We start from the raw sequence: 26,678 nt of genomic DNA, 5'->3' as shown, positions 1-26,678 counted from the left end.
TAACCCCAATGAAATTTAAAAGTTTAGTTGCCGCAATGGGTGTGGCTGTAACAACCTTAGTTTCAACACAAGTTTCTGCGTTGGATAAAAACCTTCCAGAGTACGATAAAACCAGCGGGATTTCAGGTAACTTCTCTTCTGTGGGGTCAGATACGCTAGCTAACATGATGACGTTCTGGGCTGAAGAGTACAAACGTATCTACCCAAATGTAAATATCCAAATTCAAGCAGCTGGTTCTTCAACAGCGCCACCAGCGTTAACAGAAGCTACTGCAAACTTCGGCCCTATGAGCCGTAAAATGAAATCTAAAGAAATCGAAGCGTTTGAAAAGCGTTATGGATACAAGCCTACAGAAGTGCGCGTAGCAATTGATGCACTAGCTGTATTCGTACACAAAGATAACCCGATTGAAGGCTTACGTATTGACCAAGTTGATGCTATTTTCTCTTCAACACGAAAATGCGGTGCAACAGAGGAAGTAAGTCGTTGGAGTGACGTAGGCTTAACAGGTGACTGGGCTGTGAAAGATGTACAGCTATATGGTCGTAACTCAGTATCAGGTACGTACGGATACTTTAAAAAGAAAGCTCTTTGTAAAGGCGACTTCCGTAACAATGTTAATGAACAACCCGGTTCAGCGTCTGTTGTACAGTCAATCTCGTCATCTGTGAATGCAATTGGTTATTCAGGTATTGGTTACAAAACTTCTGGTGTACGTACCGTACCACTAGCGAAAAAAGGCACTAACTTTGTTGACGCTACATTAGAGAATGTTGCTCAAGGTAAATACCCACTTTCTCGCTTTTTATACTTATACGTTAACAAGCATCCAAATAAACCATTAGCACCTATTGAAGCTGAGTTTTTGAAAATGGTGTTATCGCAAGATGGTCAGAAGATCGTAGAAAAAGATGGTTATGTTCCTTTATCTGCCAAGATGGCAAATGCTGAACTTAAAAAGCTAGGACTACTATAAAATAGATTCATAGCAATCTGGCTAGATTGCAGATGAGCTTACATAGAACGGCCCCTGAATAGGGGCCGTTTTTTTATCTTTGTTGCGGGTTTGGTGATAGTGATGTTATTAACTTCACAAAAACCGAATATGGGTCATTGCAGGGTTTTAATCTACAGTATATTGCTTCGTTTGGTAAGTTGTTCTATTTGAGATTTACAGTGATTAAACTCATCGGTACATTCACCGCTACAGACTTGGGCTGATAGGCTGCCCTTGGGTGCTGCACGTTCACATTGAGCTTCACATTGAAAGTTTTGCTGAGCACAGGCATTGAGCTCAGCAGAAGTATTAGTTTGACAGCCGCTCATTAATATCAGCGTTACAATAGCAGTGAGTACCTTCATGGCATTTCCCTATTTTTAAAGGCTGACCTGCAGGTTATCAATAAGTCTTACTTTACCCAAAAACGCTGCCGCCAGTATGACAAGTTGTTGATCTTCCAGTGTAGCAGGTTTTAAAGTTATAGCGTTGGCGATAGCAAAGTAATCAGGAGTTAAACCATTTTGCAGCAAGCTTTCTTTCGCTTGTTGCTCAATATTTGCGAAATCTTTATTACCGGATCCAAGTGTTTTAGCAGCATTACTTAGAGCTTGAAAAAGAACTTTTGCGGTGTCTTTTTCATTGTCGGATAAATATCCGTTACGAGAGCTCATCGCCAATCCACTCACTTCGCGTTGTGTAGGAACACCGACTATTTCGATTGGAATAGACAGGTCTTTGACCATGGTTTTGATCACTTGTAGTTGTTGGTAGTCTTTTTCACCGAAGCAGGCAAAATCAGGTTGAACCATATTGAATAGTTTTGTGACAACAGTAGCAACGCCTTTAAAGTGCCCTGGTCGAGCACCACCACAATAACCCATAGAGACACCAGGAACATCTACATAACTTTGTGCTTCTAAGCCGTTTGGGTAGATAGCTTCAACAGTGGGTGTGAATACCAAATCGGTTCCAATGTCCGCCAAACCCTTTTTATCTGCATCTAATGTTCTAGGGTAGCTGTCTAAATCTTCAGTGGCACCAAACTGCATTGGATTAACAAATATGCTCACTACAACTTTATCCGCTAGGTTTTTCGCCTTTTCGACCAAAGAAAAATGGCCGTTGTGCAAATTACCCATAGTTGGCACAAATGCAATGCTCAAGCCTTGCTGACGCCACGCTTTTATTTGGCTGCGTAATGATTTAATTTCAGAAACGGATTGCATTAATTAAACTCATGTTCAGAAGTTGGGAAAGTGCCAGACTTAACGTCTTGGCAGTATTTTTTAACTGCATCAGGCATATTGCCTGTTTCGGCCAAAAAGTTCTTTGAAAACTTAGGAATATAACCTGCTGAAATACCCACTAAATCATGCATCACTAGAATTTGTCCGTCTGTATCTTTACCTGCTCCTATTCCGATTACCGGAATCGTTAGCGCCTGTGAGATACGTTTAGCTAGGGCTGCGGGGATACATTCAACAACCAGTAATTGTGCACCAGCATTTTCAAGCGCTTTGGCGTCTGCAACCATTCGCTCTGCTTGCGCGTCACCACGGCCTTGGATTTTAAACCCTCCAAAAACGTGTACTGACTGTGGGGTGAGACCTAAGTGCCCGCAAACAGGGATCCCTTGTTGTGTTAAGGCTTTAATGCTGTCTAATAACCATTCGCCACCTTCAAGCTTTACCATGTTGGCACCTGCTCTCATAAGCTCTGCTGCATTTTCGCAAGCTTGGGTAGGGTTGGCGTAAGTCATAAATGGCATGTCAGCGACAACAAACAGCTCTTTACTACCAGCTCTGACACAGCGTGTGTGGTATGCAATGTCAGCATTGCTTACAGCCAGCGTATCATCAGCGCCTTGTAGTACCATTCCTAATGAGTCACCGACTAACACAACATCAACACCATTATCATCGAACAACTTCGCAAAGCTCGCATCATAGGCGGTTAGCGCGGTGATTTTATTGTGCTCTCGTTTCATTTTTGCCAGTGTTGACACGGTTACTTTAGCCATTTCAGTCCTCTTGATGGAATGTGTTTGTTATTCTATTGGGGTTAAGTCGTTTAAAGGTAATTGTGTAGAGATATCTGATAATTTCATACCATTGGGTAGCACTAACTGGGGAGCTATTTCCAACAATGGATAGACTACAAACTCTCTGTCACATAGTCCGTAATGTGGCACGGTTAAACGTGGGGTTTGGATTACCTCATTACCAAAGAGTAAGATATCTAAGTCGAGAGTGCGAGGGCCCCAGCGTTCGTCTTTGCGAACTCGACCTTGTTCCTGCTCAATGGCTTGCAGCGAGTCTAACAGTGCTTCAGCGGTCAGCTCAGTATGTAAACAGGCCACAGCATTAACATAATCTGGTTGGTCCTGAGGGCCCATAGGTTTTGAACCGTACAGGCGCGAGCTGCACACAAAGCGACTTTTGGGCAAAGTCTCAAGCGCGTGGAGCGCATTTTTTAACTGCGATATCGGGTCGTCAAGGTTTGCACCTAGGCCAATATAGACTGTTTCCATTATTCTGGTGACTTCTTTTTAGGTTTTCTGCGATGGCGACGCCTCGGTTTTCCGGTATCTTGAGAAGATAGTGTTCTAACCATTTCTTTTTGGCCATTGATATCTTGCTGCAGATAATTGGTCCACCAATCAGCCAGCGCTTGTTGTTCCTGCTCTCCACTTTCAACTCGCAACAGTAAAAAGTCGTAAGCGGCTTTAAATCGAGGTTGCTGACTGAGGCGGTAAGCACGTTGCCCACTGCGCTTATCTAAACGCATTTGGATGTGCCAGATGTCGCGAGCGCCGAGTGTAAAGCGTTTGGGTACAGCGATGTGTTGAGCATTTTCGCCAAGTACCTGATTCATAGCTTGGGCAAAGGCATCAAATACAGGGAGCTGTTCTTGCTGCTGTAGTTTTTCACTACGCTTTAATAATGGAAACCAAAGCAAGGCTGCATATACAAAAGCTGGGGTGACTTTTTTATCGGCATTGATACGCAAGTCAGTATTAGCAAACATCTGTGCAATAAAACGTTTTTCAAAGCCTGTTTCGCTTTGTTCGATGATCTCATCTAACGCTGGAAAGAGTTGTTTAAACAGGCCAAATTCGAGCAGCATATAAAAGTTCTGCTCGGCTTTACCGTTTAAAAATAGCTTGAGGGTTTCTTCAAATAATCGCGCTGCAGGAATATTGCTAAGCAGTCCTGCAAGCTCCTTGATAGGGGCCTTGGTTGCGGGTGCAATATGCATATCCAATTTGGTAGCAAAACGCACGGCGCGTAGCATACGTACAGGATCTTCGCGATAACGAGTTTCTGGATCGCCAATAAGTTCAATTTTACGCTCTTTGATGGCTTGCATACCGTTAGCAAAATCATGGATGGTAAAATCTTTAACCGAGTAATAAAGTGCATTGATAGAGAAATCTCGGCGCTCAGCATCCTCTTCAATCGTGCCATATACGTTGTCTCTGAGTAATTGCCCATGCTCACTAGACTGGCTGATAGGATTTTTACTGTCTTGGCCTTGATGGTGGCCACGCATGGTTGCCACTTCGATAATTTCGCGGCCAAATACGATATGCGCCAGTCTAAATCGGCGACCAATTAGGCGACAATTACGAAATAGCTTTTTGACTTGCTCCGGTGTCGCGTTCGTCACTACATCAAAATCTTTTGGTTCGATGCCTAACAAAATATCTCGAATACAACCACCTACCAAATAGGCATCGTAACCGCCATCTTTTAGGCGATATAGTACTTTGATTGCATTTGGGCTAAATTGTTTGCGCGAAATACTGTGCTCACTGCGCGGGATCAAATTTGGCTCAGTGCAGGTTATCGGCTCTGCCTGTGAATTATTTTGGCCAACCAATTGTCTGCAAAATTTAAATAGCTTAGAAATAATAACCCGTCTCCTAAAACAGTGTATATGCCAGAAAATTGTTTATAACGCAGGCGAACCTACAAGGTTCGCTATAATATACCAGTGACAGCAAAAAATTAAGTTACGGCTCCAAATATTGTTGCCTCAATATGCATCACTAAGCGGTTTTTCTGCTACTTTTGAGATTTTCTGCAGTGAAAATGAAGCGATAGCCCATTTTAGGATGTCTTCAATGTCCGCGGAGTTTAAATCTTTTGGCGGGAGAAGTCCTAAAAAACGCAAAGCGGCAAGTGTTGCGGGGATTGGGTTTTGCTTGTCGATTGCTGGGGCATGGTTTTGTTTAGATAACTTCAATCCTGGTTCGGTGACAACCAAAGGAAGATGAGCGTATCGTGGAGCTGTGTGCTTTAATTGCTTAAAGAGACCTAACTGACGTGCTGTAGGTTCTAATAAATCGGCGCCTCGAACTACGTGAGTGATGTGCTGGTCGATGTCATCAAGTACCACAACAAGCTGGTATGCGTACAAGCCATCTCTGCGTTTAATAATGTAGTCTTCCCAAGCAATGTTTCTTGGGATATGAACTTGTCCTTGGATCTGATCTGTGAAGGAATCTACAGGAAAGTTTTGTCGTAAACGCAGCGCATTGTTAGCAAAAGGCAGATTAAGTGCTCGACAGTGGTTATCGTAAAAGCCACCACGTTGTTTAATTTCTTTGCGCGTGCACTGACACGCATAGACCAGACCTTGGCTTTGTAGGTGATTTTGCACATCTTGATATATAGAGTGTCGCTGGCTTTGATAAACGACTGTTTCATCCCAATGCAAACCGTAAGCCTCGAGTGTATGTAAAATATCACTATCAGCGCCTTGAACGACTCTGGGAGTATCTATATCTTCAATGCGTACAAGCCATTTGCCTTGTTGACTTTTTGCGGCGAGAAAGCTGCCAAGGGCTGCGACTAGCGAGCCAAAGTGTAGAGGACCTGAAGGCGAGGGAGCGAATCGACCTCGATAGCTCCCTTGATTGGACAATGCTGGGGTGAGCATAACTGGCTGAGATTAACCTCGGCCGTTTTGCTTTTCTTTAATTTCAGCCAGTGTTTTACAATCAACACATAAATCGGCTGTTGGACGGGCTTCCAAACGACGAATACCGATTTCGATACCGCATGATTCACAGAAACCAAAGTCATCGTCTTCAATGAGTTGCAGTGTTTTCTCAATTTTCTTGATCAGCTTGCGCTCACGGTCACGCGTACGTAGCTCTAAAGAAAACTCTTCTTCTTGTGCTGCACGGTCAACAGGATCAGGAAAGTTTGCCGCTTCATCTTGCATGTGCGTTTTAGTACGATCAACTTCGTTACGTAAGTCTTTACGCCATGCTTCTAATATTGCTTTAAAATGCGCACGTTGTGCGTCATTCATGTATTCTTCGCCCGGTTTTTCCTGATAAGGTTCTAAACCGGCTTGAGCCAATAACCCCAGTCTCTTTTGGTCTGGCATAGCATTCTCCTAAATCCTTAATACATTACCCCAGCTAGCGCCGGCGGCTATAAATATCAGAATCTCCCCATCTAAGCAAATATTTTTTCATTTTTTAGTATGACATTCATGGTGCCATCTCAGTCTTAGAGGCGAAATTCTAATGAGCTGCGATATGAGGGCATAATTCAAAAATTCAACTTATATTAACCGGTACTTGATGACTTAAGGAGATTTCATGTTCAGAAATAGCCGCTTTGTAGGCTAAAACTTCTACACCTGCATCGCAGGCCCGTTTTAGCAGCCTAGCATATTCAGCGTCAATGTGTGCCGCTGGTGCAACATTATTGATGCCCTCATGCATAACCACAAATAATAATACTGCTCGAATTCCTTCTTGTTTTAACGTGATAAGTTCACGAATATGCTTTTGCCCGCGTTGCGTTTGAGCGTCAGGGAAATAGCCTTGTGAACTCTCAAGCAAGGTGACAGACTTTACCTCAACGTAACAGGGAGAGTTATCTTGGGACTCTAGCATCAGGTCTATACGACTGTTTTCTTGCCCATACTTCACTTCCCTTTGTATGCTTTGGTAGCCTGTCAGTTCACTCACAACTCCTTGTTCGATACCTTCATAGGCAACCTGATTAGCATGGTTAGTATTAACACAGATAAACTCACCTTGATTGTTCTGGGTCAATTCTAACGAGTGTGGGTATTTACGTTTATGGTTATTACTGGTTGAGTAGTAAGCGTTAAAATAAGGGTCTGCGCATCCTGTCATCCTTCCCGTGTTGGCACAGTGCACCGTGAACTCACCGAGGTTTTCGCAGTGCAGGTCTACAAGAAACCGTTTATATCTTTTTAGCAAGGTGGCTTTATTTAGGGGACTGATAAATTTCATCAATTGATCGCATTGTGTTGGGTCTAGTTACTGGCTAGTGTACACTTTAGAGCACTAACAAGTGCAAGAGTAAATAGGATTATGTCTGACAAATTTATCGTTCATTTAAGTGAGCAAAGTGCGGCTCCACACTGGGGAGCAGGCGCATCGTTGTCTTTTGACCAAATGGGCGCGACTATTCATTTGAATGAAAGTGAAACGCTAAAAAATATTCAAAAGGCAGCAAGAACCCTAGCGCAACAGGGGATTACGCAAGTTCAGTTGCAAGGTGAACAATGGTGCACCGAGTCACAATGGGCTTTCTATCAAGGATTTGTTAGTCCAAAACTACTGTCGGGTGTAACTTTTGTCGAAAATGCACAGTCAGATATGAATGAACTTGCAGCGTTACAAAGTTCGGCGACTTGGGCGCGCCAGATGATCAATGGCACCGCTGAGGATATCTACCCAGAAAGTTTGGCTGGTAAGGCTGCTGAATTTATTCAATCGTTAGCACCTGAGCATGTTAGCTACCAGATTATCAAAGGCAAAGCACTATTAGAGCAGCAGTGGATTGGTATTCATGAAGTTGGCCGTGGTAGTGAGCGCCCTCCTGTACTGCTGGAACTGGATTATAATCCGACCGGTGATGAGAATGCACCAGTCAGTGCCGCTTTGGTTGGTAAAGGTATTACATTTGATTCGGGTGGTTACTCTATTAAGCCAAGCGAAGGGATGCTCGGCATGAAGTGTGATATGGGGGGAGCTGCGACCGTAACAGCTGGTTTGGCGCTGGCTATTCAACGCGGTATTAATAAACGCATTAAGTTATTTCTATGTTGTGCAGAAAATCTGATCTCCGGCCATGCCTATAAGTTAGGGGATATTCTAACTTACAAGAACGGCACCACCGTAGAGATTGTCAATACTGATGCTGAAGGTCGTTTGGTATTGGCTGATGGTCTAATGGCTGCGGGTGAGACTGAGGCTGAGTTAATTATTGATGCGGCAACTTTGACAGGCGCGGCATTAGTAGCAGTAGGGCAAGAGTACAATGCACTATTTGGCTTAGACAAAGAACTGGTTATGGATGTACAGCAATTTGCTAGTGAAGAGTTTGAAGCTGCATGGCCCTTACCGTTGGAAAAATGGCACCAGAACAACTGCCCTTCAGCTTATGCAGATACGGCTAATAGCCGAGCGCAAAAAGGTGGTGGCTATGGTGGCGCATCAAATGCGGCTGGTTTCTTGTCTCGTTTTGTGCCAAATGATGGCAAAGGTTGGGTACACATTGACCTGGCTGCGGCATTCCAAAACAACGCGGGGAGCCAATGGGCTGCTGGGGCAACCACATTAGGTATGCGCACGGTGGCACGCACTTTGGCAGAAAAGGCCTAATCAAAAATGAAGAAATGCAGCCAGTTTGACGCTGCATTTCTTTACTTATCAAGAAAGCAGTGCAGCAGCTAAGCGGACAAAATCAGAGGACGTTAAAATACCAAGTAGTTTGTTTTGCTCATCCACCACGGGCATACAACCATGCCGATTACTTACAAAAAACTCAGCAACCTCAGCAAGACTCTGAGAGGGTTGAATGCTGGCAAAGTCGGTCGCCATAATATCTTCAATGACTGTATACTTTTCTTTTCTTTCTAATGCATTAGGCCCATAAGTTGCCATGATCCCCATAACTTTGGCGATCATAATTTTTTGTGTCAGCATACCTTGTAAAATGCCCTGTTCATCAATTACTGGGATATGACGAATATTCTTTTCTCGCATCAGATCGTGCGCATCCTTCAATGACGATTTGCGGTCAACAGCAAAGGGGTCCACGGTCATGAGATCAGCAACGGTTTGTAACATCATCTTTTCCTTTTAGCAGAACATGATTAAGTTATAACGCACATTTGGCCGTGATGCATGTATCGAGATCAAACTAATCGCTGGTAGGAATTAAAAAATCAGCTTGGTGCTGCTGTCGCTCAGCTAACTGAATGTATTTTGATTCAACTAACTGAGAAATAGGCACCAGTTCATAACCTTGGGCTACAAGCTCTAGTAAAGCGGTTTTTAGAAATGCGACAGTTTGCGGGTAAGGGTGTGCTATAGCTATCGCGAATTGCTCAGAATCAGCTCTGGCTTTTAGCGCTTCTAATTGTTGAGTCAATGCTGCAAAAGTTGGCTCGTTATCAAGGAAAATATGGCGGCCGATATTTTCTACGCCATATAAGTTGGCGACGGTTTGCGCTTGTGTGTGCTCAGTAGTACGACTGTCGAGGAAGAAAAGGCCGCGTTTTTTCAACACCTCCATGGTCCATTTCATAGGTTGGACGTACTGAGTCAGTGCCGATCCCATATGATTATTGACACCCTTAACTTGGGGCAGAGTGGCCAGAGCATGACCAAGCGTACTTTGCAGTTGCCACTTATTCATATCTAATGTGAGCGCTCCTGGACCAAGAGCTTTCTCCTGAAGTGACTGCATGGGTATGTGGAGCAATAGCTCTTTGTTGGCTCTGCTGGCCATAAATGCAAATTGCTGGGAGTAAGGGGTGTGCGGTAAAATTGAGAAGGACAACTGGCCGGGTAATTCGAGCAGTTGTAAGTCTCTTTTATGATTGCCAACGTCATCAATAACGATGGCAATTTGTTTTGCTGCGCTTGGAAAGGCTATTAGCCAAAGCGCCAAAATTCCCCAAAAAATTTTATGCACAGTTGAGCTTCTTATTATTTTTTATTGTCCAATTAGTATCTTCGCTTCGGTGAAACGTAGATTCTTTGTAATTTATTGTTTTTTAAGTAACTGCTTTGCTTTTAGCAAATGTGAATCAAGCCTTGCGAGCTGTTTGTTTTTGGTTGTTTGTTCACCAGTCATTATAACGCTTTTACTTAAATGTGAAAGCATTTGCTTCGTTAACGTAATGTCAGGCGAAATACCTACACCTTCAATAGAACGCCCCGAAGGCGTGTAATAACGCGCAGTTGTTAGCTTAAGAGCCGTGGTACCGTTGCCGATAGGGATCAACGACTGAACCGAGCCCTTACCATATGAAGGAGTACCAATAACAAGCGCTCGATGATTGTCTTGTAGAGCGCCCGCTAATATTTCTGCCGCTGAAGCAGAGTTTTCATTGATCATGACAACAACAGGTGCGCCATTTAGCACGTCACCATTTCGAGCCTTAAAGTGTTGATTAGCATCATAAAATCGTCCTTTGGTGAACACTATAGTACCTGTATTCAAAAATAAATCTGAAATTGCCACTGCGCTGGTCAGTGTTCCTCCTGGGTTATCACGTAAGTCGATGATTAGCCCTGCTAAAGGTTCACCATTTTCGGAGGCTAATTTGCTGAGGTGTCTGGCCACATCGTGAAAGCTATTATTGTTAAAACCATTGAGTGACAAGTAACCGTTACCGTTTGAGAGCATTAAACTTGTTACGCTCTCCAAGTTGATTTCCTGTCGACGAAGCGCCAACGTTAGTTGATGAGCTGCACGCTCTACGGTAATCTTTATTGTTGAAAATTCAGCCTCTTGAAGCAACTTTGATACATGTGCAATGTCTTTATCTGTGACGTCTTCGGCGTTAATTGCCACTAACTTATCCCCACCTTCTATGCCAGCTAGCTCAGCAGGAGAGCCAGGTAGAGTATTGACGATAACGATACGGTTCTCGATTTCTTCAACTTCGATACCTATGCCTGTGTATCGGCCATTCGCTGCGCTAAATATTGCTTCGAGTTCAGTTTCGGAGAGGTACTTTGAATACGGGTCCAGTTGAGTGAATAACTGCTCTAAGTTACTTTTATCAATATGGCTAAGGGGTAAATCATCAACATAGTAGGCGTGAATGTGAAATAGAATTTCGTTAACCTGCTCATGTGTAAATTGCTGTTTGGCAAAGGTACTTGGAGTAATAAAGCATAAGCTTACGACAATCCAAAGCAGTACGATGAACCACGCAAAGCGATTGCGCACTATGGTATATTTAAGATTAAGAAATCGGTTCATGTGCTGCTCCAATTTTTGGTGCAGCACGGGTTAATCAATTAACTTGCTTTACACCATTTTACCGGATCGACAGCGCTTCCCTTATGCCGTATCTCAAAGTATAGACCAGAACGAGATTGTCCGCCGCTTTGCCCAACTAGCGCGATCGTTTCGCCAGCATTGACTAAATCTCCCACATCTTTTAATAAAGTTTGCGTATGTCCATAGAGGCTCATAAAGCCTTCACCATGGTCTACGACCATTACCCAGCCAAAGCCATTCAACCAATCTGCATAAACGACTTGGCCTTGCTTGATACTGTTGACAGGTGTACCAGCTGCAGCTTGGATCAATACGCCTTTCCAGCTCATACCTGCATGTTTTCTTTGTCCAAAGCGGTGTCTAAGACGCCCTTTACTAGGCCAAAGTAAGTCTCCTTTACTGGTTGCTAACCCATCTAAAACAATTTCACTTGGTTCTTGCACTTTGGCCAATTCCTCAAGTGTGGCTATTAGAGTTTGCTCATTTTCCTTTAAGTAATCTATTGCTTGTGCAGTTTGTTCAAGGGCGTTGTTCAATTCACTCAGGTGTGACTGACGTTCTTTTTGGCCCGTAACTAATGCGGCCTGACGTGCTTCTTGCTGTTCATATAACTCTTTGAGTTGATTTTGCTTTCTAGCAAGCTGTTGCTGGTTCTTGGCTAGCTCTGCCACGATAAGTTTTAATTCTTGAAGTTGATTGATACGAGCTTTATTAAAGTAGTCGTAGTAACTGATGGTACGCTCTAATGTTGAACTTTGCTCTTGATTCAAAAGCATTTTTGAATAATCGTGGTTGCCAGTCATGTAAGCGCTTTTTAGCTGTGCAGCCAATAGTTTTTGCAAGTGAGTTTTTTTCTTTTCTAAGCTTTTAGCTTCACTTTGTAAAGTATATTGCTGTTGCTGGTTTTCGGCGATTCCACGTTGAGTCAAAGACAGTGCTTTGGCATTTTTGGCAATATCTAGCTCTTGCGACTTGAGTTTTGCACGCAGCGATGCAATTTTATTTCGCTGTTGCTGATAATCTTTTTGGCTCTTTTTGAGCTCTTGTTGTACTTCAGTTAAGTCTTGTTTGGTCCTGGATTCATTGGCGGTAACGGTTGTTACCACCAATGCAAGGCCAAGCAATAATAACTTGCAGGGCATAATGCGCATGATTATTTCAAGGTCATTATTGGTGTACCAGTCATTTCGCTTGGTTGCTCCATGCCTAGTAGGTGTAACATGGTTGGTGCTACATCGCTGAGAGTTTTGCCGTTATGTGGTTGAGCATCTCTGCCTACATAGATAAACGGTACGGGTTCAGAGGTATGGGCTGTATGTGCCTGACCTGTTGTAGCATTTGTCATTTGCTCGGCATTTCCGTGGTCTGCGGTGATCAAAGCTTCGCCACCTACTTCCTCTAGAGCGCTGAGTACACGGCCAATACATTTATCGACTGCTTCACAGGCTTGCACTGCGGCGCTAAACACGCCTGAATGACCTACCATATCGCCATTTGGATAATTACAAACGATCACATCAAACTCGCCGCTACGAATGGCTTCAACCAATTTATCGGTCAGTAATTCCGAGTTCATTTCAGGTTGTAGGTCATATGTTGCTACCTGTGGGGAAGGGATGAGCTCTCGTTTTTCACCTTCAAATTCTGCTTCTCTGCCACCACTAAAGAAGAATGTAACGTGTGCGTATTTTTCTGTCTCAGAGATACGTAATTGCGTTTTATTATGTTTAGCTAGCCATTCACCTAGTACATTGTTAAGAGACTCAGGAGCAAAAGCGACAGGAGCTTTAATATCAGCAGCATATTCCGTCATCATCACGAAAGCGCTTAAAGCCGGGGCTGATTTTTTGTCAAAACCACTAAACTCGCAATCTACGAACGCTCGTGTCATTTGGCGGGCTCTATCTGCCCTAAAATTCATGAAAATCAGAGTATCGCTATCGTTGATGGTGGCAGGTGCCGCATCATTGGGTTGGATCACGCTCGCCTTAACAAACTCATCATTTTCATCGCGAGCATAGGCCGCATTAAGTGCGCTAACACCATCAGCGAATGTAAAATCGCCTTCTGCGCAAACCATCAAATTATATGCCGCTTCGATTCGCTCCCAGCGGTTGTCTCTGTCCATTGCATAATAACGGCCAACAATAGAGGCTAAGCGACCGCAGTTAAGTTGTGAAAACAGTGCTTCAATTCGTTCAATTGATGCTAGAGCGCTTCGTGGCGGTGTGTCTCGGCCATCTAAGAATGCGTGGAAATAGACAGCCTTAGCACCGCGCTGTGCTGCTAGTTTGATACCTGCGATAATATGATCTTCATGACTGTGTACACCACCTGGGCTTAACAATCCCATTAAATGAACCGCCTTTCCCGCTGCGACGGCTTTGTCGATGCTTTCTAACAACACAGGGTTGTGTTCAAACTCACCATCGTCAATTGCTTTGGTAATACGGGTGAAATCTTGATAAACAACTCTGCCAGCTCCAAGGTTAACGTGACCGACTTCTGAGTTACCCATCTGACCGTCGGGAAGCCCTACATCTAACCCAGAGCCCGAGATGAGCGTGTGAGGTTTGGTTTGCCATAAATTGTCTAGCACTGGGGTGTTGGCCGCTAGAATAGCGTTGCTCTCGGTTTCTTCTCTATAACCCCAACCGTCTAAAATCATTAGAACCAGTGGTTTTTTTTGTGCTGTCATTTGGGCTCCTTTAGAACTTATCTCGTTATTTGTGTCTCAGAGATGAATTGACACTTAAGCACGACAAAATTATCGCCAATAGCATACCTTGTTTTGTGTAAATATTCAGCCCTGTCGCTATGATTTATCCTCAACTTTGTGACTGTTTTCAAAGTAAAGCGTTTGCAGCATTGCTATAACTGTTCGCCACAAAGGGCTATACCGAAAGGATCGCAAAATGTATACTGCGAAGCTATTCATTATATGGGTGCTTGAGCCGGATTGGGGCTGGGCATTCAACACTGTTAAGTTGGAAGGTGCATGGAACAATACATCGAATTTATTGGTAATAATGCTATTTTGAGCATTATCTGGTTAGCTCTGGTGGTTATGATTGTTGCCAGCTGGTTTAAAAGTAGATTTTCAGCAATTAGGCAGATCAACCCCCAACAACTGACTTTGCTGGTAAACAGAGAAGGTGGTCAAGTCGTTGATATCCGTCCTGTAAAAGAGTTCAACTCAGGCAGAATCGCAGGGGCGACACAGTTAAGTGCAGAAAAAGCGAAACAAAGTGACTTTGCAGGCCTTGAAAAGCACAAAAACAAACCCATTATACTTGTGTGTACAACGGGCATGACTGCCTCTGGCATTGCAAACACTATGCATAAAGCAGGGTTTGAGCAAGTCTATGTGCTCAATGGTGGTATGGGGGCTTGGCAAAGTGCTGGCCTACCTACTACAAATGGAAAATAACTAGGAGCACATATGATGGAAGTTGTGATCTACACAAAAGACTATTGCCCTTTTTGCCATCGTGCCAAGGCATTGCTTGATGCTAAAGGTGTAACGTATAGCGAATATGATATTGGTAAGCAACCTGAATTACGTGATGAAATGATAGAAAAAGCAAACGGTGGTTATACCGTGCCGCAGATTTTTATCAATAATAATCACATTGGTGGCTGCGACGATATGATGGCCATTGAAGAAAAAGGTGAGTTAAACGCCTTACTTAATATTTAAAATTACATTTAATAAAATCAAAGAATCTAGGAACACTCATGACAGATCAAAATCAAAACGCAGCAGCAGAACAACAAGGCGCACAATTCAATATTCAACGCATTTACACAAAAGATGTTTCGTTTGAAACGCCTAACTCACCTGCGATTTTCCAAAAAGAGTGGACACCTGAAGTTAAGCTAGATATGGATACGCGTTCAGAAAAGCTAGACAACAATATCTATGAAGTTGTACTTGCATTGACTGTAACAGCAACGATCGGTGAAGAAACGGCTTTCTTATGTGAAATTCAACAAGCGGGCATTTTCTCTATCGCTGATTTAGAAGAAGTACAGATGGCACATATGCTTGGTGCATTCTGTCCAAACATTCTTTTCCCATATGCTCGCGAAACTGTTGCAAGCTTAGTAAACCGTGGCACGTTCCCACAACTAAACCTAGCACCAGTTAACTTCGATGCGCTATTTGCTCAGTACATGCAACAAAGAGCTGCGCAGACAGAGCAAACTGCTGACGCTTAATCAATGAGTTCAGTTCAGTCAGCTGTAACTGTATTAGGGGCGGGGTCTTATGGCACCGCCCTTGCTATTTGTTTTGCCCGAAATGGTCACAAGGTGACACTATGGGGGCGAAATAAAGACGACGTTGCGACGCTTGCAGCTGAGCGTAGAAACCAGCGTTATTTGCCTGATTGTCAGTTTCCTGAATCATTACAGCTTGAAAGTGATCTAAAGTGTGCAGTACAAGCTAGTGAAATTGTATTGCTAGTGGTTCCAAGCCATGCATTTGCTGACACGCTAGCGCTGATCCGTGATGACCTTTTGCCAAATGCAAGAGTTGCATGGGCGACTAAAGGGTTAGAACCAGATACTGGTCGCTTGTTACAAGAAGTGGCGCAGCAGCAATTGAGCGATTCAGTTCCTTTGGCGGTGCTATCGGGGCCAACTTTTGCTAAAGAGATGGCGGCGGGATTACCTACAGCTATTTCTGTTGCAGCGACCGATAAGGCTTTTGCTTCAGAGCTTGCTAAGTTGCTACATTGTGGGCGTTCTTTTCGGGTATACAGTAATGATGACTTCATTGGAATTCAGCTTGGTGGAGCCGTGAAAAATGTCATTGCGATTGGGGCTGGAATGTCTGATGGATTTGGCTTTGGTGCCAATGCTCGTACAGCGCTAATCACTCGAGGTCTTGCAGAACTTTGTCGGTTAGGCAAAGCGCTTGGTGCGCGTCCAGAAACCTTTATGGGGATGGCTGGGCTGGGAGATTTAATCTTAACATGCACGGATAATCAATCTCGCAATCGTCGTTTTGGCCTAGCACTGGGCAAAGGTCTTGGTGTTGATGAAGCAATGCAGAGTATTGGTCAGGTTGTTGAGGGTTATAGAAATACCAAAGAGGTTTATTTGTTGGCTCAACGCAGTGGTATTGAAATGCCAATTACTGAACAGATATATCAAGTGCTGTATCAGCAAAAAGATGTAAAGGAAGCAGCTATGGCGCTGCTTGGAAGAGAACAAAAAGCGGAATAAACTCCGCTTTTTTTATTTTGCGTTAGCGAAATCGAGCTGACGCCATGATTCGTATACAAACACGGCCACTGCGTTGGATAAGTTCATACTGCGGCTATCTGGGCGCATTGGGATGCGTAGGCGTTGTTCTTCAGGTAATGAAAAAATAATCTCTTCAGGTAACCCACGTGTTTCAGGGCCAAAAAGCAAGCAATCTCCAGCCTGATATTCTGGCTGATGATGATATTTTTTACCTTTAGTTGTGCAAGCAAATACGCGTTTTGGCTGGCAAGCTTGCAGGTAGTCTTCAAATGAGGCATGTCTTTGTACATTGCTAAACTCATGATAATCCAATCCCGCGCGTTTAACTCGTTTGTCATCCCACTCAAACCCCAAAGGTTCAATCAGGTGCAGCGCATAGCCCGTATTAGCGCACAAACGAATGATGTTTCCCGTATTGGGTGGGATCTCAGGTTGGTAAAGCACAATATCTAACATAATAACCTCGAAAAATTAGCTGAGCTTAGTATAACCAAATGCCAAGTTATGGGTAAGTCTTGTATATTGTTTTACGCTTATATGTCATCAATATTTCACTTCATTTAGCTAAACTGTACACTATTGAAATGATGAGTACTTTTGCAAATCAGCATGAAGTAAGAATACTGGAGAAGTTGTGAAACCAAGTTATGATGTACTAGTTCGCTTTGCGAGTATATTCACTATGGTGATGGTGAGCTTAATGATAGCGACCAAATGTTGGGCTTGGTTGGCTTCTGGAAGCGCTTCAATGTTGGGATCGCTGACGGATTCTTTGCTGGATATTAGCGCGTCGATGATGAGCTTTTTGGTGTTAAGTTATGCGTTGCGACCAGCTGATGATGAGCATCGTTTTGGGCATGGTAAAGCAGAGGCTTTGGCCGGTTTAGGGCAAGCGGCATTTATAGCGGGTTCGGCGATTTTACTTACATTTCATGCTATAGAGCGGTTGTTTAATCCCGTGGTACTTAAGCATTCTTTGCTGGGAGTATGGGTGAGTTTGTTTGCTATTGTCTGTACCTTGTTAGTGGTAACGGTTCAACATCAAGTGGTCAAACGTACACATTCGGTCGCCGTAAAAGCGGATTCACTGCATTATAAGGGAGATATTCTGCTGAATTTGGCGGTTTTGGTGGCTATTTTACTTTCCTATTATGGGATGGCTCATGCGGATCCTATTTTTGCTATCGGAGTTGCTGGATATCTCCTTTACAATTGCTGGGACATTGCAAAAGAAAGTGCAGGACACTTGATGGATAAGGAGCTTCCAGATGAAGAAAAAGCCGAGATAGTATTGTTAGCTTCGAGTCATGAAGAAGTATTTGGAGTGCACGATTTACGCACCCGTCAAAGTGGTAAAGTGAAATTTATCCAATTACATCTAGAACTTGATGATGATATGCCTTTGATGCGTGCTCATGCGGTATCTGATGAAGTGGTCGCGATGATCCAACAGGCTTTTGAAGGTGAATTGGATATACTGATACATCAGGACCCTGTGTCTTTGGCGGTAAAAGCCAGACCGTCACAAAATTGATAGAAATGTTCCATCACCGCATAGCGGATAGCATCTTGCTCACATAAAAGTTCGTGTCTGGCACCTGTAAACGTGTGTAATTGAACCGTAGGATGGCTTTGTACAAATGCTGCTTGGGCACGATTATCGACAACTTCGTCCAGCTCGGCACTGGCAATAAATAACGGACAGTGAATATCGAGCTTTGGAATTGAGCTGATGAACTCAAACGCTTGATTAAGCCAACCAAAGCTTACGCCACCTAAACACAGTTCAGCCTCGTTTTGGTACAAGGTTCGAAAACGTTGATAGCGAGTGTGACAGTGTGTGAGTTGGTTTTCGTCAAATGGCAGGCTGAGATAGTTACTTTGCCCAATGGCATAGAATTTACTAAGCCCAAGCCAACAACCTACCTTGGCTACCCACTTGGCCAGTTGATACGGCGTGTTATGAGTGTGAATATCAAACATAGGTGCAGATAAAAAGGCCCCACTGATAGGATTATCATGACGAGCTAGGTAGTCACATGTTATGGCCGCTCCCATTGAATGCGCCAATATAAACAGCTCACCTTTTTGTTGTGGTCGTACAATGGTATCAATAAAGGTGTTTAAGTCATCGCTATAGTCGGAAAATCGTTTTACATAGCCAACCTGAGGGTTGCGAGTTAATCGCTCAGACAGCCCTTGACCAATATGATCGTATGTAAATACGGCGATGTTATTTTGTGCTAACTCCCACAGCAACTCTTGATATTTCCAAGCGGATTCAATGCGGCCATTGACCAGTACTACGCTATATTTTGCAGCCACAGGTATATGGTAGCTATAAAATAACCGCCCAGAGGTGCCAACAAAATAGCCTTGCTGAGATTGTTGCCAGTGCTTTTCGATGTCGCCATTATGTAGCGCTAATGAGGAGCTGTAGCTATAAAAATTCATATTGGTAGTGTCATTGTCACTAAAAGGCCATGGGGCTGATTGTGTTTGAACGCCAAAGTACCATGGTGCGCGAAAATAGCTCTTTTGGCAATGGCTAAGCCTAATCCAATCCCACCACTATCACGGTTCCTCGACTGACTGGTGCGAAAAAAAGGCTGGCATAATTGTTGGAGCGCGTCATCAGATACTCCTTCTCCATCATCAGTGATACAAATTTCAACCTGGTTATTCGTTACTGTAAAGGACACATTTATAGCTTGGCGAGCATACCTGATGGCATTACGCAGTACATTTTCAATCGCACTGCTTAGCAAGTCTCCATCACACTCTAATGTCAGCTTTGGTAGTGTTGCAACGTTCAACTCTTTACTCATTTGGTCTGCTTCAAATTGCGCATCAAGCAGCAAGTTATCAAGTAGTGAAGTCATGCTTACTTGCTGTATATGCAATGTCTGCTGCCCGTGTTCTAGGCGTGATAGGGTTAGAATATCAGATAGCATCTTATCTAGACATTGGGCTTCTTTTTCAATTCTAGTCAAATAGGCGAGTTGCTGCTCGTTTGCGTTGTCTTGAGCGAGGGCATTGGCCAGACTCAAGCGAGTAAGCGGAGAACGCAGCTCGTGGGATACATCGGCCAATAGCTGTTTATGCGTGTTAACGCTTTGCTCAAGTTTGTCTGCCATATGGTTGAAGTCGTGCATCAGTGTCGTGACTTCATCGTGCCGATGTTTTGGAATTTTTACACGCGCTGTAAGTTCTCCAGATGCCAGTGCTTTCGCACTGGTACCTAAAGAGTTGAGAGGGGCAACGAGACGACGACTAAAGAGGATGCTCAGTAGCACGGAAGGCAACAGCACTGAGAGTGCTTTGAGCCAAAATGGCAGCATTTTCATGCGCATTAACAAAGGAGGATCGCGCAAAGGTTTAATTTGAAATAGCTGATAACGTTCACCTTGAGTACTTATCTCAAATGGACCATAAGCAAAGTAACGCTCTGTGGCGATAAACAGGGGAGCCTGAGGCTCCTCAAAGTGCAGTAAAGACAAATCTAAGTTGTGCTTATTAGGTTGTGAAGTCAGGCTTTGCTCTATGTTTGAATGAGCCAAATACAGCCATTTATGTTCATTAAATCTTGGGTGGCTGATGACTTTCTCAAGAGGCTTGTGTTTGACATTTACCAATCTTTCGATGTTGTGTTGTAGGTGCACCAATGAATCTAATAACTTACCTTTTAAAGCTTTTGTTTCAAGTCGCTCAGGTTGTAGCTGACTTAGCACAACCAGTAGTACCAAAATACTGATAATAGTGAGCCAAAAGCTCATAAAAGCTTGGAAAAAAAGCCCGGAAGGACGGATTTTTTTACGTGCCTTTTGATAACGTTGTTGAACTTTACTGATCCAAGAAGACATAGCCGCTGCCTCTAATAGTTTGGATGCAGTTGGTATCATTGTATTTGGCGATTTTCTTGCGCAAATTACTGACATGCACATCGATAGAGCGGTCAAAAGGTGCTAAACGCCGACCGAGAACATGTTGGCTCAGTGCATCTTTACTGACGACTTTACCAACATGGACCATGAGTTGATACAAAACTGCAAATTCAGTCCCTGTAAGGGTGAGTTCATGTCCATCTACACTGACTCGGCGTGCAGACTCATTGAGTGTGACATGGTTGATATTCATGAGTTGTGTTTGCTGACTTGCTTGTTTTACGTAATCGATACGGCGACCAATTGCATGTATGCGAGCGAGTAACTCTCTGTGATTAAATGGTTTTGGTAGATAGTCATCAGCACCTAACTCAAGGCCAAATATGCGGTCAAAATCATCTCCCTTGGCAGTGAGCATAATCACTGGTGTTAAGTGCGTTGCCCTAAGTTTTTTAAGTACTTCAAAACCATCTAAAATAGGTAGCATGACATCGAGCAAGATAACATCAAATGACTCACTGGTGGCCATCTTTAAACCTTCTTCACCATCAAAGGCTTGCGAGACTTCACAGCCTTGAGCGCTCAGGTATTCACATAGTAAATCACTCAAAGTGTGATCATCTTCAATTAATAGCAGCTTACTCATAACGTCTTTTCTTATGTGCCTATAAGAATAGTTTACCTTGCAAAATATTAAATTGCAGATCTTTACACAGCCTTTACATTGCTTTGCGTTGCTTTGCATCAGAGTGATTAAGCTAATAATGCATATTCATTGATAACCTAGAGGAATTCCTTATGAAAGTAATATCGACACTGAGCGTATTGGCACTTACAGGCACTTTATTATTTGCGTCTTTAGCTCAAGCTGGGCATGGACATCATGACAAACACTTTTTACTAACAGAAAAGGCTGTAGCAAAGCTCAATCTAAGTCAGGATCAGCAAGATAAGATTGCTCAGATCCTAGAGCAGAAAAAGTCGGCCATGAAAGCCTTAAAAATGTCACGAGCAGAGTATAAAGATGAGTTCAAAGCGCTCATGGAAAGTGAGTACTTTGACGAACAACAAGCCAAAACTTTGATTGCAAAAACCAGCGAAGCAAAGAATGAAGCACTACTTGCGAAATTGAAGAGTAAACATCAGATCAAGCAGGTATTAAATCAAGAACAACGTGAAAAATTGGCTAAGATTGAACACCGTAAAATGAAAAGACATGATAAATAGTCGTTGCGACCACCGAGAGTCTATAGGCCCCTCGGTGGTGTTTTAACACTTATTGAAAAAAAGAATCTTCATGTTTTGCCAGCATCGCTTCAATATCTTCGATCATTTCTTGCTGATCTTGCACATTCATTTGGGTATCTGATGTGACGGCAGTTGATATTTTATTGTTTTCAAACGACCACTCTCCCAAGTCAATTAGTTGGCATCGCTTTGAACAAAAAGGGCGATTAGGACTTTGCTGTGACCAAGTCACATCAATTTGGCAGGTTGGGCATTTAACGATAGTGGGCATAGAAAGCTCCCTTGAAGTAGTGTGGCGACAGTCTAATTAAATTAACACCTAGATGCCAGAACCGTGTCACTAAAAGCTTGTAACACGGTTGATCTCACTTAACGACGTTAAGCCTGATGCCGCCTTTTTTAGTCCCGAGGTTCTTAAGTTTGCATAGCCAAGTTGTTGAGCCATTTGCGCTATTTGCATCGAGTTGCCACCTGACATGATCAACTGCGAAATTTCAGGAGTGATTGGTACCATTTCATAAATACCAACGCGTCCTTTGTAACCATCAGTGCAATGTTCACAGCCTTGTGGAGTAAAAAGTGTGATGTTGAAAGTTTGTGTTTCGCTGAAGCCTTGTTTGAGCAACTCGTCTTTAGGCAAAGTTTCAGGGGCCTTACAGTGGTTACACAAACGACGTGCTAATCGTTGTGCAATAATCAAATTTACTGAACTGGCTACGTTATAAGCAGGGACCCCCATATTGAGTAGTCTTGTCAGTGTCTCAGGCGCTGAATTGGTATGTAGTGTACTCATAACAAGGTGTCCAGTTTGGGCTGCCTTGATAGAGATTTCCGCGGTCTCTAAATCACGGATCTCACCGACCATGATCACATCAGGATCTTGGCGTAAAAATGCTTTGAGTGCATTGGCGAACGTCATTTCTGTTTTTGGATTAATCTGAACCTGATTAATCCCTTCCAGATTAATTTCCACAGGATCTTCCGCGGTACTTATATTTCGCTCGGGCTTATTGAGAATGTTGAGACCGGTATACAGTGATACTGTCTTACCTGAACCTGTTGGACCTGTTACCAAGATCATACCTTGAGGCTGCTCCAGCGCATTCAGATATATCTGTTTTTGCTCAGGCTCGTAGCCAAGCGCATCAATTCCCATCATGGCGCTTGAAGAATCGAGGATACGCATCACGATTTTCTCACCCCACATAGTGGGCATGGTGCTGACACGAAAATCAATACTCTTGCGTTCGGAGATCTTTAATTTAATACGACCATCTTGAGGCTTGCGTTTTTCTGAAATGTCTAGACGAGACATCACCTTAATACGCGCGGCAAGTCGTGTAGACAAAGATGTTGGCGGGCTTGCCATCTCATGTAGTAGGCCATCAATTCGAAAGCGAATACGATACTTATGTTCGTACGGCTCAAAGTGTAAGTCAGAAGCTCCTTTTTTAATTGCATCCATCAAAATTTTATTAATATACACAATGATGGGGGCATCATCTTTGTCTCTTTCTTTATTTTCGACGTTTTGTAGCGACTTTTGGTCATCTTCAATATCAAGGTTAGCAAACTCTTGAAATTCATCTTCACTCAGTGAAAGCCCGCCGGTAGAGTCAAATAACTGGTCAATTTTCTTTTCAAGTTGTTTGTGATCCACTACCACTACATCGCACTGTAAACCAGAGCTAAACTCGAAGTTCTCAAATGCCCCATAATCAGTTGGATCAGAAGCTGCGATATAGAGTTTGCGGCCCTTTTTATAAAGAGGTAATACATGATGCTTACGGATTAGCTTTTCGTTGATTAGATTTTCAGGGATTTGCTCAATATCAAATTCACTGAGGTCAAATAATGGAACACGAAACAGGTCTAAGCACTGCGCTGCAAGCTCAGCGCTTTTTATTCCACTGCATAAACAAATCAGTTCAGCGGTTGATTGCGCTTCTCGTTGCTTATTCTTGATCTGCTCTGGGGTTACGCGACCAAGCGTAATAAATTTGCGTAATAATGGTGAATGATGTTCCATAAGCCCTCAGATAAAGATATATCAACTACTTCAATCTACATCAATTGCTTATAAATAAACTTATGAACCAGCAACAAGCTTATATTGAGTTAGCACTGAGTTGTCCGGTTCGCTGTTAACTCAAATAGCATTACTTAATGCGAGTTACTTGTTGAATGGTTTAATGCAAAAGAGACAAAGTTTTGATGTAACAATTCTAACTCATTATACATATCAGTTAATGATTTATCATTATTTAGTATAGTGTCTGCGCGTTTTTGTTTCTCAGACCGAGACATCTGTGCTGCAATGATTTTTTCTACTTGCTCAGTTTTTACGTTGTCACGCGCAGTGGTGCGCGTTACTTGAATATGTTCGGGTACGTCAACTAGCAAAGTGTGATCGCACAACGTATCAAGGTTATTTTCAAATAATAAAGGGGCAGAGAGCACAACATAGGGGCTTCTAGCCTGATTTAGTTGAGTCAAAATTTCGCTGCGGATCATTGGATGTAACAGCTGCTCTAACCACGCTTTGCTGTGTGCGTTGGAAAAGATCAGTTCACGTAGTTTGGCTCTATTTAAACTGCCGTCAGCCAATAACATATCAGCCCCAAATTTATTAACGATGGCATTGAGACCGGGACTGTCCTTGGCGACAACATCTCTGGCGATGACATCGGCGTCGACAATCTCGATTCCTTTATCAGCCAGAGCATTACTTACTGCGGTTTTTCCGGCACCAATGCCTCCGGTTAACCCTAAGACCCAGTTACTCATAACATCACTCACGCAAGAATTAAGTTAAAATACCAACTTTCAATAAAATCACCGTATAACATGGTGAGCCACCCAGCAATCGCCAGATAAGGACCAAAGGGAATAGGCGTACTTTTGTCTTTGCCTTGTATTGCTAACTGGATACTACCTATGATGGCACCCACAACACTGGACAATAAAACTATGGTTAAGATAGCTTGCCAGCCAAGCAGAGCACCAAAAATTGCGAGCAATTTAAAGTCACCATAGCCCATACCTTCTTTACCGGTGGCTAATTTAAATAACCAGTAAACACTCCACAAACTAAGATAGCCAACCGCTGCCCCAATAATCGCTTCTTTGGGCGAGATGGTAAGTCCTTGTACACTGGCAAGTAACACAAGCCATAATAACGGTAGGGTGATTTGATCAGGCAGTAACATGTGATCAATATCAATAAAGATCAGCGCGATGAGCGCCCATGTCAGTATTAAATACAGTAAACACTGTGGGGTTGCACCAAAGCGCAGAGCGATAAACAGAGAAACTAAAGCGGTTCCGAGCTCAACTAATGGATAGCGTACAGAAATTGCTGTTTTACACTTGGCACATTTACCCCGTAATAAGAGCCAGCTTATCAGTGGAATATTCTGCCAAAACTTAATTTTGGTGTTGCAGCTTGGGCAGTGAGAGCCTGGTACCGCTAAATTAAATATTTCGGCTTGGGGCTCATCGTTAGATTCACTAAGTATTAACTTGCACTCGTTGCGCCATTGTTTATGTAGCATCACAGGAAGCCGATAGATAACCACATTTAAAAAACTGCCAATGCATAGGCTAATTAAACCGACACAAAGCAAAAAAAACCAAGTTTGAGCTTGCATTAACACAAAGACATCTAGCATAACTATTCTTATTTTTCGTTTAGAGTTTAATGGGTTAGGCTTAAATAACCGAACCCAGCTGAAAGATAGGTAAATACATAGCGATGATAAGACCGCCGATTAGTACGCCAAGGACCGCCATGATTAGCGGCTCAAGCAAACTTGATAGGCCATCTACCAAGTCATCGACTTCCTGCTCGTAAATACTTGCGACTTTTGCCAGCATACTGTCTAGTGAACCTGACTCTTCACCAATGGCCACCATTTGGATCACCATATCAGGAAAAACACTGGTATTTCTCATGGCCCAGTTCATTTGATTACCAGAGCTGACTTCACTTTTTATGTCTAAAATGGCATCACGGAAAATCGCATTTCCAGAGGCGCCAGCGGCAGAGTCAAGTGCGTCAATCAATGGAACACCCGCTGCAAATGTGGTAGACAAAGTTCTGGCATAACGTGCCACTGCTGCTTTATCTAAAATAGCGCCAACAACGGGCAGTCTTAATAGTAATCTGTCATTAAAGTTACGTAGTGCTTTTGATTTAAACAACATTTCTTTGTAAAGGTAGCCACCGAAAAATAGCACGCCGAGCACTATCCACCAGTATTTCTGCATCATCTCTGAGATAGCGATAACCATGAGGGTAAATGCGGGTAGCTCGGCACCAAAGCCATTAAAGATTTCCTGAAACTGTGGCACCACAAATATCAATAAAATAGAAGTTACAACTAGGGCTACAACGACGACTGCGATCGGGTAAAATAGTGCTTTTTTAATTTTCGATTTCAGTGCTTCTGCTTTTTCTTTGTAGATGGCAATACGCTCAAATACATGGTCGAGCGAACCAGACTGTTCGCCAGATTGCACAAGATCGCAGTACAAATCATCAAAATGTCGGGGATAAGCACGCAGTGATTTAGACAGTGGCTGGCCTGCACGTACTTCGTCGGCGATGCTGGAAATGAGTTTTTTGAGGCTTTTGTTATTAATGCCAGAGCCTATCATATCCAAAACTTGAATAAGCGGCACACCTGCATTGAGCATGGTAGCAATCTGACGGGTTGTTACCGCAATATCCTTAGGGCTAATCTTTGGACTGCGATTGAGGCCGAAAATCGCTTTAGGCTTACGTTTTACTTTGGAGGGGGTGATACCTTGTTTGCGTAACTGTGCTTTTACTAAGGCGATACTGGAGCCTGTCATTTCTCCTTCAAGACGTTTGCCTCGGGTGCTTACGCCAACCCACTGGAAGGTGTCTAGGGATTTCTCACTTGTATTTTTCGCCATATTACACCGCTGCTGTAAAGTAAGAAGAAAAAGCAGTTGTTAAACAACTGCTT

The 26,678-nt window shown here is 43.2% G+C and carries 30 protein-coding genes; 8 read left to right on the top strand and 22 right to left on the bottom strand.

Features of this window, described 5'->3' with window-relative positions; genetic code table 11:
* Nucleotides 1-8: 8 nt before the first annotated feature.
* The gene (locus BIW53_RS18405; RefSeq protein ID WP_070993466.1) at nt 9-977 is read left to right on the top strand and encodes a PstS family phosphate ABC transporter substrate-binding protein; all 969 of its coding nucleotides are present in this window, start codon (nt 9-11) and stop codon (nt 975-977) included.
* A gap of 152 nt (nt 978-1,129) precedes the next feature.
* Here the strand turns inward: BIW53_RS18405 and BIW53_RS18400 are convergent, their stop codons facing one another.
* The 8 genes from BIW53_RS18400 to sfsA form a co-directional block, all read right to left on the bottom strand.
* The gene (locus BIW53_RS18400; protein WP_070993465.1) at nt 1,130-1,363 is read right to left on the bottom strand and encodes a hypothetical protein; all 234 of its coding nucleotides are present in this window, start codon (nt 1,361-1,363) and stop codon (nt 1,130-1,132) included.
* A gap of 15 nt (nt 1,364-1,378) precedes the next feature.
* Complete coding sequence (panC, locus tag BIW53_RS18395) at nt 1,379-2,227, bottom strand: pantoate--beta-alanine ligase (protein ID WP_070993464.1); 849 nt, start codon at nt 2,225-2,227, stop codon at nt 1,379-1,381.
* On the bottom strand, nt 2,227-3,021 hold the full coding sequence (panB, locus tag BIW53_RS18390; RefSeq protein WP_070993463.1) for a 3-methyl-2-oxobutanoate hydroxymethyltransferase: 795 nt from the start codon (nt 3,019-3,021) through the stop codon (nt 2,227-2,229). Before panB ends, panC begins: the two co-directional genes overlap by 1 nt.
* A 27-nt stretch (nt 3,022-3,048) precedes the next feature.
* Entirely contained in the window at nt 3,049-3,531 is a 483-nt protein-coding gene (folK, locus tag BIW53_RS18385) for a 2-amino-4-hydroxy-6-hydroxymethyldihydropteridine diphosphokinase (protein ID WP_070993462.1), read from the bottom strand.
* Nucleotides 3,531-4,883, bottom strand: a complete 1,353-nt coding sequence (pcnB, locus tag BIW53_RS18380; protein WP_245699475.1) for a polynucleotide adenylyltransferase PcnB — start codon at nt 4,881-4,883, stop codon at nt 3,531-3,533. Before pcnB ends, folK begins: the two co-directional genes overlap by 1 nt.
* Before the next feature lie 156 nt (nt 4,884-5,039).
* Nucleotides 5,040-5,945 carry a tRNA glutamyl-Q(34) synthetase GluQRS gene (gene gluQRS / locus BIW53_RS18375; RefSeq protein ID WP_070993461.1) on the bottom strand — a complete coding sequence of 302 codons (906 nt, stop codon included), beginning with the start codon at nt 5,943-5,945 and terminating at the stop codon, nt 5,040-5,042.
* 12 nt (nt 5,946-5,957) lie between these two features.
* Complete coding sequence (gene dksA, locus BIW53_RS18370; RefSeq protein ID WP_070993460.1) at nt 5,958-6,401, bottom strand: RNA polymerase-binding protein DksA; 444 nt, start codon at nt 6,399-6,401, stop codon at nt 5,958-5,960.
* Between the two features lie 175 nt (nt 6,402-6,576).
* Nucleotides 6,577-7,284 (bottom strand): DNA/RNA nuclease SfsA, encoded by a 708-nt coding sequence (gene sfsA / locus BIW53_RS18365; protein ID WP_070993459.1) that lies wholly within the window; start codon nt 7,282-7,284, stop codon nt 6,577-6,579.
* Nucleotides 7,285-7,365: 81 nt separating this feature from the next.
* On the opposite strand from sfsA, the gene pepB reads away from it, so the two are divergent.
* A complete protein-coding gene (gene pepB / locus BIW53_RS18360; protein ID WP_070993458.1) occupies nt 7,366-8,661 on the top strand; it encodes an aminopeptidase PepB in 1,296 nt (431 codons plus the stop codon).
* A gap of 48 nt (nt 8,662-8,709) precedes the next feature.
* On the opposite strand, the gene BIW53_RS18355 is transcribed toward pepB, so the two are convergent.
* The 5 genes from BIW53_RS18355 to gpmM form a co-directional block, all read right to left on the bottom strand.
* Entirely contained in the window at nt 8,710-9,129 is a 420-nt protein-coding gene (locus tag BIW53_RS18355; protein WP_070993457.1) for a CBS domain-containing protein, read from the bottom strand.
* Between the two features lie 73 nt (nt 9,130-9,202).
* A complete protein-coding gene (locus tag BIW53_RS18350) occupies nt 9,203-9,979 on the bottom strand; it encodes a divergent polysaccharide deacetylase family protein (protein ID WP_070993456.1) in 777 nt (258 codons plus the stop codon).
* A gap of 72 nt (nt 9,980-10,051) precedes the next feature.
* Nucleotides 10,052-11,278 carry a S41 family peptidase gene (locus tag BIW53_RS18345; protein ID WP_070993455.1) on the bottom strand — a complete coding sequence of 409 codons (1,227 nt, stop codon included), beginning with the start codon at nt 11,276-11,278 and terminating at the stop codon, nt 10,052-10,054.
* A 38-nt stretch (nt 11,279-11,316) separates the two neighbouring features.
* The gene (locus BIW53_RS18340) at nt 11,317-12,450 is read right to left on the bottom strand and encodes a murein hydrolase activator EnvC family protein (protein WP_139158881.1); all 1,134 of its coding nucleotides are present in this window, start codon (nt 12,448-12,450) and stop codon (nt 11,317-11,319) included.
* 2 nt (nt 12,451-12,452) lie between these two features.
* Nucleotides 12,453-13,997, bottom strand: a complete 1,545-nt coding sequence (gpmM, locus tag BIW53_RS18335; protein ID WP_070993454.1) for a 2,3-bisphosphoglycerate-independent phosphoglycerate mutase — start codon at nt 13,995-13,997, stop codon at nt 12,453-12,455.
* Nucleotides 13,998-14,297: 300 nt separating this feature from the next.
* Here gpmM and BIW53_RS18330 point away from each other — a divergent pair, with 300 nt between their 5' ends.
* From BIW53_RS18330 to gpsA, 4 genes are read left to right on the top strand one after another with little or no spacing between them, the layout of a single operon-like run.
* Entirely contained in the window at nt 14,298-14,729 is a 432-nt protein-coding gene (locus BIW53_RS18330) for a rhodanese-like domain-containing protein (protein WP_070993453.1), read from the top strand.
* A 12-nt stretch (nt 14,730-14,741) separates the two neighbouring features.
* Nucleotides 14,742-14,999 (top strand): glutaredoxin 3, encoded by a 258-nt coding sequence (grxC, locus tag BIW53_RS18325; protein WP_070993452.1) that lies wholly within the window; start codon nt 14,742-14,744, stop codon nt 14,997-14,999.
* A gap of 38 nt (nt 15,000-15,037) precedes the next feature.
* Entirely contained in the window at nt 15,038-15,520 is a 483-nt protein-coding gene (secB, locus tag BIW53_RS18320) for a protein-export chaperone SecB (protein WP_070993451.1), read from the top strand.
* A gap of 3 nt (nt 15,521-15,523) precedes the next feature.
* Nucleotides 15,524-16,531, top strand: a complete 1,008-nt coding sequence (gpsA, locus tag BIW53_RS18315; RefSeq protein ID WP_070993450.1) for an NAD(P)H-dependent glycerol-3-phosphate dehydrogenase — start codon at nt 15,524-15,526, stop codon at nt 16,529-16,531.
* A gap of 12 nt (nt 16,532-16,543) precedes the next feature.
* On the opposite strand, the gene trmL is transcribed toward gpsA, so the two are convergent.
* The gene (gene trmL / locus BIW53_RS18310) at nt 16,544-17,008 is read right to left on the bottom strand and encodes a tRNA (uridine(34)/cytosine(34)/5-carboxymethylaminomethyluridine(34)-2'-O)-methyltransferase TrmL (protein ID WP_070993449.1); all 465 of its coding nucleotides are present in this window, start codon (nt 17,006-17,008) and stop codon (nt 16,544-16,546) included.
* 226 nt (nt 17,009-17,234) lie between these two features.
* Here trmL and BIW53_RS18305 point away from each other — a divergent pair, with 226 nt between their 5' ends.
* Nucleotides 17,235-18,086 carry a cation diffusion facilitator family transporter gene (locus tag BIW53_RS18305; protein ID WP_084228249.1) on the top strand — a complete coding sequence of 284 codons (852 nt, stop codon included), beginning with the start codon at nt 17,235-17,237 and terminating at the stop codon, nt 18,084-18,086.
* On the opposite strand, the gene BIW53_RS18300 is transcribed toward BIW53_RS18305, so the two are convergent.
* Genes BIW53_RS18300 through BIW53_RS18290 form a run of 3 tightly spaced genes read right to left on the bottom strand, consistent with a single transcriptional unit; the run spans nt 18,038 to nt 21,082 of the window.
* Entirely contained in the window at nt 18,038-19,006 is a 969-nt protein-coding gene (locus BIW53_RS18300; RefSeq protein WP_070993448.1) for an alpha/beta fold hydrolase, read from the bottom strand. The genes BIW53_RS18305 and BIW53_RS18300 overlap by 49 nt on opposite strands.
* A complete protein-coding gene (locus BIW53_RS18295; protein ID WP_070993447.1) occupies nt 19,003-20,415 on the bottom strand; it encodes an ATP-binding protein in 1,413 nt (470 codons plus the stop codon). Before BIW53_RS18295 ends, BIW53_RS18300 begins: the two co-directional genes overlap by 4 nt.
* On the bottom strand, nt 20,396-21,082 hold the full coding sequence (locus tag BIW53_RS18290) for a response regulator transcription factor (protein ID WP_070993446.1): 687 nt from the start codon (nt 21,080-21,082) through the stop codon (nt 20,396-20,398). The genes BIW53_RS18295 and BIW53_RS18290 overlap by 20 nt, the downstream gene beginning before the upstream one ends.
* 152 nt (nt 21,083-21,234) lie before the next feature.
* On the opposite strand from BIW53_RS18290, the gene BIW53_RS18285 reads away from it, so the two are divergent.
* Nucleotides 21,235-21,663, top strand: a complete 429-nt coding sequence (locus tag BIW53_RS18285; RefSeq protein WP_070993445.1) for a Spy/CpxP family protein refolding chaperone — start codon at nt 21,235-21,237, stop codon at nt 21,661-21,663.
* Nucleotides 21,664-21,712: 49 nt separating this feature from the next.
* Here BIW53_RS18285 and yacG read toward each other — a convergent pair whose 3' ends face one another.
* From yacG to BIW53_RS18260, 5 genes are all read right to left on the bottom strand, one after another.
* Nucleotides 21,713-21,955 carry a DNA gyrase inhibitor YacG gene (gene yacG, locus BIW53_RS18280; protein WP_070993444.1) on the bottom strand — a complete coding sequence of 81 codons (243 nt, stop codon included), beginning with the start codon at nt 21,953-21,955 and terminating at the stop codon, nt 21,713-21,715.
* Nucleotides 21,956-22,024: 69 nt separating this feature from the next.
* Nucleotides 22,025-23,713: a type IV-A pilus assembly ATPase PilB gene (pilB, locus tag BIW53_RS18275; protein WP_070993443.1), complete on the bottom strand. Its 1,689-nt coding sequence runs from the start codon at nt 23,711-23,713 to the stop codon at nt 22,025-22,027.
* 134 nt (nt 23,714-23,847) lie between these two features.
* Nucleotides 23,848-24,471 carry a dephospho-CoA kinase gene (gene coaE / locus BIW53_RS18270; protein WP_070993521.1) on the bottom strand — a complete coding sequence of 208 codons (624 nt, stop codon included), beginning with the start codon at nt 24,469-24,471 and terminating at the stop codon, nt 23,848-23,850.
* An 8-nt stretch (nt 24,472-24,479) separates the two neighbouring features.
* On the bottom strand, nt 24,480-25,355 hold the full coding sequence (locus BIW53_RS18265; protein ID WP_070993442.1) for a prepilin peptidase: 876 nt from the start codon (nt 25,353-25,355) through the stop codon (nt 24,480-24,482).
* 40 nt (nt 25,356-25,395) lie between these two features.
* Nucleotides 25,396-26,625, bottom strand: a complete 1,230-nt coding sequence (locus tag BIW53_RS18260) for a type II secretion system F family protein (protein ID WP_070993441.1) — start codon at nt 26,623-26,625, stop codon at nt 25,396-25,398.
* Between the last annotated feature and the right edge of the window lie 53 nt (nt 26,626-26,678).

Origin of the sequence: Pseudoalteromonas byunsanensis (assembly GCF_001854475.1) — a bacterium.
GTDB lineage: Bacteria > Pseudomonadota > Gammaproteobacteria > Enterobacterales > Alteromonadaceae > Pseudoalteromonas > Pseudoalteromonas byunsanensis.
This window is presented reverse-complemented; position numbering and strand designations above follow the sequence as displayed.

Coding starts and splice junctions, on each gene's coding strand:
- dksA (WP_070993460.1), bottom strand. CDS start 6,401: ATGCCAGACCAAAAGAGACTGGGGTTATTGGCTCAAGCCGGTTTAGAA.
- BIW53_RS18355 (WP_070993457.1), bottom strand. CDS start 9,129: ATGTTACAAACCGTTGCTGATCTCATGACCGTGGACCCCTTTGCTGTT.
- yacG (WP_070993444.1), bottom strand. CDS start 21,955: ATGCCCACTATCGTTAAATGCCCAACCTGCCAAATTGATGTGACTTGG.
- BIW53_RS18300 (WP_070993448.1), bottom strand. CDS start 19,006: ATGAATTTTTATAGCTACAGCTCCTCATTAGCGCTACATAATGGCGAC.
- BIW53_RS18340 (WP_139158881.1), bottom strand. CDS start 12,450: ATGCGCATTATGCCCTGCAAGTTATTATTGCTTGGCCTTGCATTGGTG.
- trmL (WP_070993449.1), bottom strand. CDS start 17,008: ATGTTAGATATTGTGCTTTACCAACCTGAGATCCCACCCAATACGGGA.
- secB (WP_070993451.1), top strand. CDS start 15,038: ATGACAGATCAAAATCAAAACGCAGCAGCAGAACAACAAGGCGCACAA.
- BIW53_RS18330 (WP_070993453.1), top strand. CDS start 14,298: ATGGAACAATACATCGAATTTATTGGTAATAATGCTATTTTGAGCATT.
- BIW53_RS18405 (WP_070993466.1), top strand. CDS start 9: ATGAAATTTAAAAGTTTAGTTGCCGCAATGGGTGTGGCTGTAACAACC.
- pilB (WP_070993443.1), bottom strand. CDS start 23,713: ATGGAACATCATTCACCATTATTACGCAAATTTATTACGCTTGGTCGC.
- gluQRS (WP_070993461.1), bottom strand. CDS start 5,945: ATGCTCACCCCAGCATTGTCCAATCAAGGGAGCTATCGAGGTCGATTC.
- BIW53_RS18400 (WP_070993465.1), bottom strand. CDS start 1,363: ATGAAGGTACTCACTGCTATTGTAACGCTGATATTAATGAGCGGCTGT.
- coaE (WP_070993521.1), bottom strand. CDS start 24,471: ATGAGTAACTGGGTCTTAGGGTTAACCGGAGGCATTGGTGCCGGAAAA.
- BIW53_RS18290 (WP_070993446.1), bottom strand. CDS start 21,082: ATGAGTAAGCTGCTATTAATTGAAGATGATCACACTTTGAGTGATTTA.
- gpmM (WP_070993454.1), bottom strand. CDS start 13,997: ATGACAGCACAAAAAAAACCACTGGTTCTAATGATTTTAGACGGTTGG.
- BIW53_RS18295 (WP_070993447.1), bottom strand. CDS start 20,415: ATGTCTTCTTGGATCAGTAAAGTTCAACAACGTTATCAAAAGGCACGT.
- sfsA (WP_070993459.1), bottom strand. CDS start 7,284: ATGAAATTTATCAGTCCCCTAAATAAAGCCACCTTGCTAAAAAGATAT.
- panC (WP_070993464.1), bottom strand. CDS start 2,227: ATGCAATCCGTTTCTGAAATTAAATCATTACGCAGCCAAATAAAAGCG.
- BIW53_RS18305 (WP_084228249.1), top strand. CDS start 17,235: ATGGTGATGGTGAGCTTAATGATAGCGACCAAATGTTGGGCTTGGTTG.
- BIW53_RS18265 (WP_070993442.1), bottom strand. CDS start 25,355: ATGCTAGATGTCTTTGTGTTAATGCAAGCTCAAACTTGGTTTTTTTTG.
- BIW53_RS18260 (WP_070993441.1), bottom strand. CDS start 26,625: ATGGCGAAAAATACAAGTGAGAAATCCCTAGACACCTTCCAGTGGGTT.
- grxC (WP_070993452.1), top strand. CDS start 14,742: ATGATGGAAGTTGTGATCTACACAAAAGACTATTGCCCTTTTTGCCAT.
- folK (WP_070993462.1), bottom strand. CDS start 3,531: ATGGAAACAGTCTATATTGGCCTAGGTGCAAACCTTGACGACCCGATA.
- gpsA (WP_070993450.1), top strand. CDS start 15,524: ATGAGTTCAGTTCAGTCAGCTGTAACTGTATTAGGGGCGGGGTCTTAT.
- BIW53_RS18285 (WP_070993445.1), top strand. CDS start 21,235: ATGAAAGTAATATCGACACTGAGCGTATTGGCACTTACAGGCACTTTA.
- panB (WP_070993463.1), bottom strand. CDS start 3,021: ATGGCTAAAGTAACCGTGTCAACACTGGCAAAAATGAAACGAGAGCAC.
- pepB (WP_070993458.1), top strand. CDS start 7,366: ATGTCTGACAAATTTATCGTTCATTTAAGTGAGCAAAGTGCGGCTCCA.
- BIW53_RS18345 (WP_070993455.1), bottom strand. CDS start 11,278: ATGAACCGATTTCTTAATCTTAAATATACCATAGTGCGCAATCGCTTT.